This is a genomic window from Reyranella sp., assembly GCF_004296935.1.
Lineage (GTDB): Bacteria > Pseudomonadota > Alphaproteobacteria > Reyranellales > Reyranellaceae > Reyranella.
Genome location: NZ_SCVH01000028.1, coordinates 1 through 9,302 on the forward strand (window position 1 = coordinate 1; position 9,302 = coordinate 9,302).

General features: G+C 67.1%; 9 protein-coding genes. 3 read left to right on the forward strand and 6 right to left on the reverse strand.

Annotated features, from left to right (window positions below):
• Window positions 1-486, forward strand: a 486-nt coding sequence (locus EPO55_RS03655) for an NAD(P)-dependent oxidoreductase (RefSeq protein WP_296335068.1), incomplete at its 5' end; no start/stop codon positions are given.
• Between the two features lie 21 nt (window positions 487-507).
• Here the strand turns inward: EPO55_RS03655 and EPO55_RS03660 are convergent.
• From EPO55_RS03660 to EPO55_RS03685, 6 genes are read right to left on the reverse strand one after another with little or no spacing between them, the layout of a single operon-like run.
• Window positions 508-1,764, reverse strand: coding sequence for an MFS transporter (locus tag EPO55_RS03660; RefSeq protein WP_296335069.1), 1,257 nt, complete (start codon window positions 1,762-1,764; stop codon window positions 508-510).
• Between the two features lie 49 nt (window positions 1,765-1,813).
• Window positions 1,814-2,047 (reverse strand): formate dehydrogenase subunit delta, encoded by a 234-nt coding sequence (locus EPO55_RS03665; RefSeq protein ID WP_296335070.1) that lies wholly within the window; start codon window positions 2,045-2,047, stop codon window positions 1,814-1,816.
• Window positions 2,048-2,052: 5 nt separating this feature from the next.
• Complete coding sequence (fdhF, locus tag EPO55_RS03670; protein WP_296335071.1) at window positions 2,053-4,893, reverse strand: formate dehydrogenase subunit alpha; 2,841 nt, start codon at window positions 4,891-4,893, stop codon at window positions 2,053-2,055.
• Between the two features lie 11 nt (window positions 4,894-4,904).
• Entirely contained in the window at window positions 4,905-6,431 is a 1,527-nt protein-coding gene (locus EPO55_RS03675) for an NADH-quinone oxidoreductase subunit NuoF (RefSeq protein WP_296335073.1), read from the reverse strand.
• Window positions 6,428-6,886, reverse strand: a complete 459-nt coding sequence (locus tag EPO55_RS03680; RefSeq protein ID WP_296335077.1) for a formate dehydrogenase subunit gamma — start codon at window positions 6,884-6,886, stop codon at window positions 6,428-6,430. Before EPO55_RS03680 ends, EPO55_RS03675 begins: the two co-directional genes overlap by 4 nt.
• 43 nt (window positions 6,887-6,929) lie before the next feature.
• A complete protein-coding gene (locus EPO55_RS03685; protein ID WP_296335074.1) occupies window positions 6,930-7,718 on the reverse strand; it encodes an aspartate/glutamate racemase family protein in 789 nt (262 codons plus the stop codon).
• A gap of 86 nt (window positions 7,719-7,804) precedes the next feature.
• On the opposite strand from EPO55_RS03685, the gene EPO55_RS03690 reads away from it, so the two are divergent.
• Complete coding sequence (locus EPO55_RS03690; RefSeq protein ID WP_296335075.1) at window positions 7,805-8,074, forward strand: MarC family protein; 270 nt, start codon at window positions 7,805-7,807, stop codon at window positions 8,072-8,074.
• Between the two features lie 203 nt (window positions 8,075-8,277).
• Window positions 8,278-9,302 (forward strand): ABC transporter substrate-binding protein (locus EPO55_RS03695; RefSeq protein ID WP_296335076.1); only part of this gene is annotated, 1,025 nt, incomplete at its 3' end.

Sequence of the window (9,302 nt, forward strand, 5' to 3'; positions counted from 1 at the left end):
TCCGATCTCCTCGCCTTCGGAATGAAGGTGCACTACTACGACATCTCCCGCCTCAAGGAGGAGCAGGAGGATGCGCTGGGCGTCCGCTTCCGCCTGCTGCCCGAGATCCTGCGGACCTCCGACATCGTCTCCCTGCACGTGCCGCTGAACGACAGCACGCATCACCTGATCGGCCCGCAGGAACTCGCCATGATGAAGAAGAGCGCCGTCATCGTGAACACCTCGCGCGGCCCGGTGATCGACGAGAAGGCGATGACCGAGGCGCTGTCGAAGGGCAATCTGTTCGGCGCCGGCCTCGACGTCTTCGACGAGGAGCCGACGCCACCCGACAATCCCCTGCTCAAGCTCGACAATGTCGTGCTGACAGCCCACCTCGCGGGCCCAACCTGGGAAAGCAATATCACCCGACTGCGCAACGGCTTCGACAACGTCCAGCGGGTTGCGCGCGGCGAACCCGCACTCTGGGTGGTTCCGGAACTGCTCTAGCGTCCAGGCTGCGACATATCTCTAGGCTACCTCGAGTGGCGCCCTGTAGCTTTCCCTGAAGCGCAGCAGGGCCGCGAAGGAGATCGCCGCGGCGGCCATGATCATGTAGGCGGGGCTGTAGTCGTTGCCCGTGCGTTCGACCAGCCACGTCGCCACCAGAGGGCTGAGGCCGCCCACCACGCCCAGGGTGACGTTGTAGCCCAGCGCGATGGCCGTGCAGCGCACGGCCATCGGCGCTGCCTCGACCATGAGGGCGGGCTGCGTGCCGACGAAGGTGCCGACGGCAAGGACGAAGCCCATCTGCCCCAGAAGCACGAGTGCGGGATCGCCGTGGTGCATCAGCCAGAAGAACGGCAAGGCGCCGACAAACCCGAACGCGACGGCGCTCAGCATCACCGGCTTGCGGCCGAAGCGGTCCGTCGCCCAGCCCATCGCGACCATGAGGGGCAAGAGCGCCGCCATGCTGATGGTGTTGATCCCGAGCGCGCGCGCCGGCGCCATGCCGTCGACGAGCTCGAGCCAGCTCACGATGTAGACGAACATCAGGTAGAAGCCGACGGAGTTGAAGACGGAAAGGGCTGCCAGGCGCGCCAGCAGCGGACCATGGTTGCGCATGGTCTCGATCAGCGGTGAGCGTGCCGCCTTGTGCGTCTTGGGCGCTTCCTGGACATGGCGACGCAGAAGGAAGCCCGCGAGACCGACCAGGAGCCCCACCAGGAACGGGATACGCCAGCCCCAGGACTCCAGGGCCTCCGCCGACATCGTCGAGGCCAGCAGCGTTCCGGTCGCGGAGCCCAGCAGAATCCCGCCGACCGCGCCGCAGCCAGCCATGGCACCGATCAGGCCGCGACGGCCCGCCGGCGCGCGCTCGACCATGAACACGATCGAGGTGGTGTATTCCCCGCCCACCGACAGGCCCTGGATCATGCGCAGCGCGGTGAGCAGGATCGGCGCCGCCACACCCAGCACCTGATAGCCCGGAAGGGCGCCGACCAGGAAGGTCGGGATCGCCATCGCCGCCACCGAGAAGGTGAGCGCGGCGCGGCGGCCGTACTTGTCGCCGATATGGCCGATCAGCGCGCCGCCCACGGGGCGCATGAGGAAGCCCACGGCAAAAATGCCGAAGGCCGCCAGTACCTGGGCCACGGGGTCTTCGCTGGGAAAGAAGGTGCGCCCGATCGCGGCGGCGAAGTAGCCGTAGATCGCGAAGTCGTACCACTCCAGCACGTTGCCGATGGCGCCGACCGCGATGGTCCGCCGTATACTCCCGGAAATCATCGATACTCCCCCAGCCCTCGCCCCACCGTAGAGGCGATGGAGAAGCGACTCAAACCCCCATGCCCGGCGGCCGCGCTTCCTTCAGGCGACCGACCGCCGCACGGACCGGACCATCGAGCCCGGCACCGCCTGCCGCCAGGTGCGCGGCGATCTCGGCGCGCATGCGCGGCTCCCAGAACTTGTCGAGATGATTGGCGATCGCGGCCACCGGATCGGCGCCACGCTGGGCGGCAAAGAACTTGCCGATCTGGTTGGCCATCATCACCAGCTTGGCCGCCTCCATGCGCCCTACTCCACCGGGGCGCCGGCGATACGCAGGTTCCTGCGCGCATGCTCGCCATACTCGCGCTGCCAGTCGCTCGGACCGTTCGAAGGGGCCACCTGGACCGCCGTCACCTTGTACTCGGGGCAGTTGGTCGCCCAGTCGGAATAGTCGGTGGTCACCACGTTCGCCTGGGTCACCGGATGGTGGAAGGTCGTATAGACCACCCCCGGCGCGACGCGGTCGGTGACGCGGGCCCGGAGCGTCGTGGCGCCGGTGCGGCTGTCGAGCCTCACCCAGTCGCCGTCGCGCACGCCGCGCTCCTCGGCGTCGTGCGGATGGATCTCGAGCACATCCTCCTCGTGCCACACGATGTTGGCGGTGCGCCGTGTCTGGGCGCCGACATTGTACTGCGTCAGGATGCGTCCGGTCGTCAGCAGCAGCGGAAAGCGCGGCCCGACCTTCTCGTCGGTCGGCACGTATTCCGTGATCATGAAGTTGCCCTTGCCGCGCTGGAAAGCCTCCGCATGCATCACCGGCGTACCGACGGGTGCCGCGGCGTTGCACGGCCATTGCACCGACCCGACCCTGTCGAGGAGATCGTAGGAAACACCGGCAAAGCTGGGTGTCAGCCGGGCGATCTCGTCCATCACCTCGGCGGGATGGCCGTAGGACATCTCGAAGCCCATGGCCTTGCCGATGGCGAGCGTGACTTCCCAGTCGGCCATGCCGTTGCGCGGCGCCATCACGCGGCGCACGCGGTTGATCCGCCGCTCGGCGTTGGTGAAGGTGCCGTCCTTCTCGAGGAACGTCGCGCCCGGCAGGAAGACATGGGCGTAGCTGGACGTCTCGTTGAGAAACAGGTCCTGGACGACGACGCACTCCATCGCCGCCAGCGCCGCCACCACGTGATGCGTGTTGGGGTCGGACTGCAGGATATCCTCGCCCTGCACGTAGAGCCCCTTGAAGCTGCCGTCGAGGGCGGCGTCGAACATGTTCACGATGCGCAAGCCCGGTTCGGCATCGAGCGGGCGGCCCCACAGTTCCTCGAAGGTCGCGCGCACGCCGTCGTCGGAGACGTGGCGGTAGCCGGAGAACTCGTGCGGGAACGAACCCATGTCGCAGGATCCCTGGACGTTGTTCTGGCCGCGCAGCGGATTCACGCCGACGCCCGGTCGGCCGATGTTGCCTGTCACCATCGCGAGATTGGCGATCGCCATGACGGCGGTCGAGCCCTGGCTGTGTTCGGTGACGCCGAGGCCGTAATAGATCGCCCCATTGCCGCCGGTGGCGAAAAGCCGGGCGGCGCCGCGGATCTCGTCCGGAGAAACGCCCGCCACCGGACCGACCGCCTCCGGACTGTTCTGCGGCTCCGACACGAAGGCGGCCCAATGGGCGAATGCCGATAGGTCGCAGCGCTCGCGGATGAACGCCTCGTTCACCAACCCCTCGGTCACGATCGTGTGGGCGAGCGCATTCAGGATCGCGGCATTGGTGCCGGGACGCAGCGCGAGATGATGCGCCGCCTCGACATGCGGCGTGCGCACGAGGTCGATGCGGCGGGGATCGATGACGATCAACCGGGCGCCCTGGCGCAGGCGCTTCTTCAACCGCGAGGCGAAGACCGGATGGGCGTCGGTCGGGTTGGCGCCGATCACGATCACCACGTCGGCCTGCTCGACCGAATCGAAATCCTGGGTTCCTGCCGAGGCGCCGAAGGTCGCTTTCAGGCCGTAACCGGTCGGCGAATGGCAGACACGGGCGCAGGTGTCGATGTTGTTGTTGCCGAAGCCGCCGCGCACCAGCTTCTGGACCAGGTAGGTCTCTTCATTGGTGCAGCGCGACGAGGTGATGCCGCCGATCGAACGCACGCCGTGCGTCTGCTGGAGACGCTTGAACTCCGATGCGACACGACCGATCGCCTCGTCCCAGCTCACCTCACGCCATGGCTGGTCGATTCGTTCGCGCATCATCGGCTTCAGGATGCGTTCCCGGTGATTGGCATAGCCCCAGGCGAAGCGGCCTTTTACGCAGGAGTGGCCATGATTGGCCTTGCCGTCCTTGGCGGGCACCATGCGGACCACTTCCTCGCCCCGCATCTCGGCCTTGAAGTTGCAGCCGACCCCGCAGTAGGCGCAGGTCGTCACCACCGAATGCTCGGGCAGTCCGGTCTCGATGACCGTCTTTTCCATCAGCGTCGCCGTCGGGCAGGCCTGGACACAGGCGCCGCACGACACGCACTCGGACTCGATGAATCTTTCCGCCATGCCGGCGGATACCTTGGACTCGAAGCCGCGACCCTGGATGGTGAGCGCGAAGGTCCCCTGCACCTCCTCGCAGGCGCGCACGCAGCGCGAGCAGACGATGCATTTGGCGGGATCGAAGGTGAAATAGGGATTGGACTCGTCCTTCGCCTCGGCGAGGTGGTTCTCGCCGGCATAGCCGTAGCGCACCTCGCGCAGGCCGACGGCGCCCGCCATGTCCTGAAGCTCGCAATCGCCGTTCGCGGCGCAGGTCAGGCAATCCAGCGGATGGTCGGAGATGTAGAGTTCCATCACGCCCTTGCGGACCTGCTTCAGGCGTTCCGTCTGGGTCGACACGACCATGCCGGCGGCCACCGGCGTCGTGCACGAAGCGGGCGTGCCCGCCCGGCCGGCGATCTCGACCAGGCACAGGCGGCACGAACCGAAGGCATCGACCGAATCGGTGGCGCAGAGTTTCGGCACCTGGATGCCGGCCGCCATGGCGGCGCGCATGATCGACGTGCCGGCGGGCACCGTGACGCGGGTGCCGTCGATCGTCAGACCGACGGCTTCCGTCGACGCGCTGGCAGGCGTTCCATAGTCGGTCTCGAGCACGAGGGGCATGTCAGTCCTCGCTAGGCCGCCACGCGGCGCGGTCGGCCGAAATCCTCGGGGAAATGCCTGATCGCGCTCATCACCGGATAGGGGGTAAAGCCACCGAGCGCGCAGAGCGACCCGAATTTCAGAGTCTGACAGAGATCCTCGATCAAAGCGAGGTTGGCGTCGCGGTGATCGCCGGCGATGACCCGGTCGATCGTCTCGACGCCGCGGACCGATCCGATGCGGCAGGGCGTGCATTTTCCGCACGATTCGATGCCGCAGAACTCGAGCGCGAAACGCGCCTGGCGGGCCATGTCGACGCTGTCGTCGAACACCACCACCCCGCCGTGGCCAATCAGCCCGTCGCGGGCCGTGTAGGCCTCGTAGTCGAACGGCGTGTCGAACAGGGCGCGGGGGAAATAGGCGCCCAATGGTCCCCCCACCTGCACGGCGCGGACCGGCCGGCCGCTCCTGGTGCCGCCGCCGATCTGCTCGACGATCTCGCCCAGCGTCAAACCGAACGGCGCCTCGAACAGCCCGCCATGCCGGACGTTGCCCGCGATCTGGATCGGCATGGTGCCACGCGACCGGCCCACGCCGAACGCGGCATAGGCCTTGGCGCCATCGGCCAGGATCGCCGGCACGGTCGCCAGGGTGACCAGGTTGTTGATCACGGTCGGACGCCCGAACAGTCCCCTGTGCGCCGGCAGCGGCGGCTTGGCGCGCACCTGCCCGCGGCGACCCTCGATGCTCTCGAGCAGCGCCGTCTCCTCGCCGCAGACATAGGCGCCGGCACCGACCCGGATTTCCAGCTCGAAGGCTTCTAGCCAGCCGGCGTTGCGCGCAACGACGATGGCCTGCTCCATTGTCCGGATCGCATCGGGATATTCCGAGCGGATGTAGATGTAGCCCTTGCCGGCGCCGACCGCGTAGCCCGCGATCGTCATGCCCTCGATCACCGAGAACGGATCGCCTTCCATCAGCATCCGGTCGGCGTAGGTGCCCGAGTCGCCCTCGTCGGCGTTGCAGACGATGTACTTGCGGTCCGCTGCGGCATCGGCTGCCGTCTTCCACTTAATGCCGGCCGGAAAACCCGCGCCGCCGCGGCCGCGCAGCCCGGAGGCCGCCACTTCCTCGATCGTGCCGGCCGGCCCCAGTTCGCGCGCCCGCGCCTCCCCGCGATAGCCACCGTGGGCGCGGTAGTCGTCGAGCGAGAGTGGATCGACGATGCCGCAGCGGGCGAAGGTGATGCGCGTCTGGCGCTGCAGGAAGGGGATCTCCTCGGGCCGCCCGACGCGCAAGGCGTGTGCGGATCCCTGCATCAATCCGGCTTCGAGCAGGGCCGGCACATCGGAGGCCTTCACCGGGCCATAGGCGATGCGCCCTGCCGGCGTCTCGACCTCGATCATCGGCTCCAGCCAGAAGAGACCGCGCGAGCCGGTGCGGACCAGCGTCACGTCCAGCTTGCGCCGGCCGGCCTCGGCCAGCAGCGCGTCGGCCACGCGGTCAGCACCGACCGCGCGGGCCGCCGCATCGCGTGGCACGAAGATCCGCGTCGTCACCGCTCCACCTCGCCGGCAATGTCGTCGAGCACTGCATGATCGAGGCGACCGATCGGCTGGCCATCGAGCATCGCCGCCGGCGCGCACGAGCACAGGCCCAGACAATAGGTCGCCTCGATGGTCACGCCACCGTCGGGAGTAGTCTCGTTCCATCCGATCTTGAAGCGATCGAGCACCGCGCGCGCGACCGCCTCGCCGCCCATCGACTGGCAGGCCTCGGCGCGGCACAGTTTCAGGACATGGCGTCCGGCGGGTGCGTCGCGGAAGTCGTGATAGAAGCTCACGACGCCATGGACCTCGGCCCGCGTCAGGTTGAGCGCGGCGGCCACCACGCGCACGACCTCGGGCGGAACCCAGCCGAAGGCGGCCTGAACATCATGCAGGATGGGCAGCAACGGCCCTTCCCGCCCGCTGTGCCGGCGAACGATCTCCCTGGCTTCAGCCTCGCTCCACATCGCCACGACAAACCCCGCTTCCGGCAACGACCACGATATCACATCACCAGCGCGAACCGAGGAACTCGTTCACGCAGTCGGCCGAGGCCTTGGCGTAGGTGCCGCGACGGCTCACCGCCGCGCCGGTCAGGCGATGAAGGGAGAGCGCCATCTCTGCCGCCTTCGCCACCGTGGCAATGCCATTCAGCACGACCGCGCCATCGACGACGAACGGGCATTCGCGGGCGAACAGCAGCATCGGCAGTCCGCCGGCCGGTATGACGACCTCCGCTCCCGCGGCCACGAGCGGCCGGACCTGCTCGACGAACTCGGCGCGAACCGCGGCGTAGGCCGCCTCGTCGGTGAAGGCGCGCATGAAGCCCGGCAGATCGGCGTGGATCGCCCGCACGCCGGCCACCCGCTGCTCGAAGCCATGCGCCCTCACCTGCCGCTCGTGCCAGTCGATGAAGACGGGATCGATGGTCACGAGGCCGAACCGTCGCCCCATGGTCAGGGCGGCCAGCATGCTGGCCTCGCCGAGGCCGACCACGGGAATGTCGACCACGCCCCGGATCTCGAGCAGCCCGGGCTCCTGGAAATGGCCGATGACGAAGGCGTCGCAGCCGGCACGTTCGGCCTCCAGCGCCAGCCGGATCGTCTGCGCGGCGCAGCGGAACTCGGTCAAGGGATGGAAGAAGCGGTCGGGCGGATCGAGACCGTGCACCTCGAAGCGGACCCCGGGCCGGGCGATGCTGTCGAGCAGGCCCTGCAGGCGCGCGATGTAGGGCGCCTGCTCCACCGGATGAACGAAGCTCTGGTACCAGATCCGGGCAGGACGATCAGGCTCAACCATTTAGTGCCCCCATGGTCGTCGGCGTTTGTAGCTGCTACGGATTGTACAGGGCGCGAGCGGCCGATCGACAGCAAGGGAGCGATCCGTTGGGAGGGATTTTTCCGAACGATGTTCTCTACGAGTTCGTGACCCTGTTCGTGGTCCTCGATCCGATCGCGACGCTGCCCGTCTTCACTGCGGTCACCGCCGGCCTCAACCGGCGGCAGTCGCTCCTGGTCGCCTTCCATGCCCGGGGCGTCTCCCTCCTGGTGCTGCAGTTCTTCATCGTCGCCGGCCAGCATCTGCTCGATGCTCTCAAGATCCCGATGCCTCGTTCCAGCTCGCGGGATCGCTCATGCTCCTGCTGTTCGGCCTGAAGATGGTCCTGGGCAAGATCACGGAGGAAGCGGCCGAGGCCGGCAAGGCGCCAGCCTGGCCATCGCCATCAAGGCGAGCTTCGGACTCGTGACCGGCTAGGTCGTCGCTTTAGCGCTTGGTCGCTTCGCCCGATGTGTTAGATTCGAGGCAACGGGAAAGCACAAAAAAGCGCCCGCCATCGCGCGAGTCTGGGAGGACTGCTATGCGCACACGCTTGGCAATCGCGGCCGGCGCTCTGGCTGCTTTCGTGACAGCCGCATCACCGGCATTGGCCCAGAAGCAGGGCGGAACCCTCAGGGTCACTCATCGCGACAACCCACCCAGCGCCTCGATCCACGAGGAGGCGACGAACTCCACCATCATGCCGTTCATGGCGGTGTTCAACAATCTCGTGATGTTCGATCCGCGGGAGAAGCGCAATTCGGCAGACAAGATCGTGCCCGATCTGGCCACGAGCTGGTCGTGGAACAGCGACGAAACTAAGCTCACCTTCAAGCTGCGTTCAGGCGTAAAGTGGCACGACGGCAAGCCGTTCAGCGCCAACGACGTGAAATGCACCTGGGATGCACTGACCGGCAAGGCTGACGAGAAATCGGATCTGATCCGCAAGAACCCGCGCAAGATCTGGTACATCAACCTGAAGGACGTGACGGTCGGCTCGGACACCGAGGTGACCTTCCATCTCGGCCGCCCGCAGCTGTCGTTCCTGTCGATGCTGGCAGCAGGCTATTCGCCGGTCTATGCCTGCCATGCCAACGGCCGCGACATGCGGTCCAAGCCGATCGGCACCGGGCCGTTCAAGGTCGTGGAGTTCAAGCGCAACGAGTCGATCAAGCTGGTGCGCAATCCCGACTACTGGAACAAGGGACTGCCCTATCTCGACGCAATCGAATACAAGATCGTGCCCAATCGCAGCACGCGCGTGCTGGCCTTCGTCGCCGGCGAGCTGGATCTGACATTCGACGCCGACATCACCTTCCCGCTCCTGAAGGACGTGAAGGACCAGGCGCCGCATGCCGTCTGCGAGGCCCGCACTACCAACGTCACTTCCAACCTGATCGTCAACCGCGACGCGCCGCCGTTCGACAATCCTAAACTGCGCGAGGCCTTGGTGCTGGCGCTCGACCGCAAGCCGTTCAGTGATATCCTGTCGCAGGGCAACGACGTGGTCGGCGGCGCCATGCTGCCGCCGCCGAGCGGCGTCTGGGGCATGCAGATCGGAAGAGC

Excerpts from the sequence above, each read along its gene's own strand:
- EPO55_RS03660 (WP_296335069.1), bottom strand. The coding sequence starts at position 1,764 with ATGATTTCCGGGAGTATACGGCGGACCATCGCGGTCGGCGCCATCGGC.
- EPO55_RS03665 (WP_296335070.1), bottom strand. The coding sequence starts at position 2,047 with ATGGAGGCGGCCAAGCTGGTGATGATGGCCAACCAGATCGGCAAGTTC.
- fdhF (WP_296335071.1), bottom strand. The coding sequence starts at position 4,893 with ATGCCCCTCGTGCTCGAGACCGACTATGGAACGCCTGCCAGCGCGTCG.
- EPO55_RS03680 (WP_296335077.1), bottom strand. The coding sequence starts at position 6,886 with ATGTGGAGCGAGGCTGAAGCCAGGGAGATCGTTCGCCGGCACAGCGGG.
- EPO55_RS03685 (WP_296335074.1), bottom strand. The coding sequence starts at position 7,718 with ATGGTTGAGCCTGATCGTCCTGCCCGGATCTGGTACCAGAGCTTCGTT.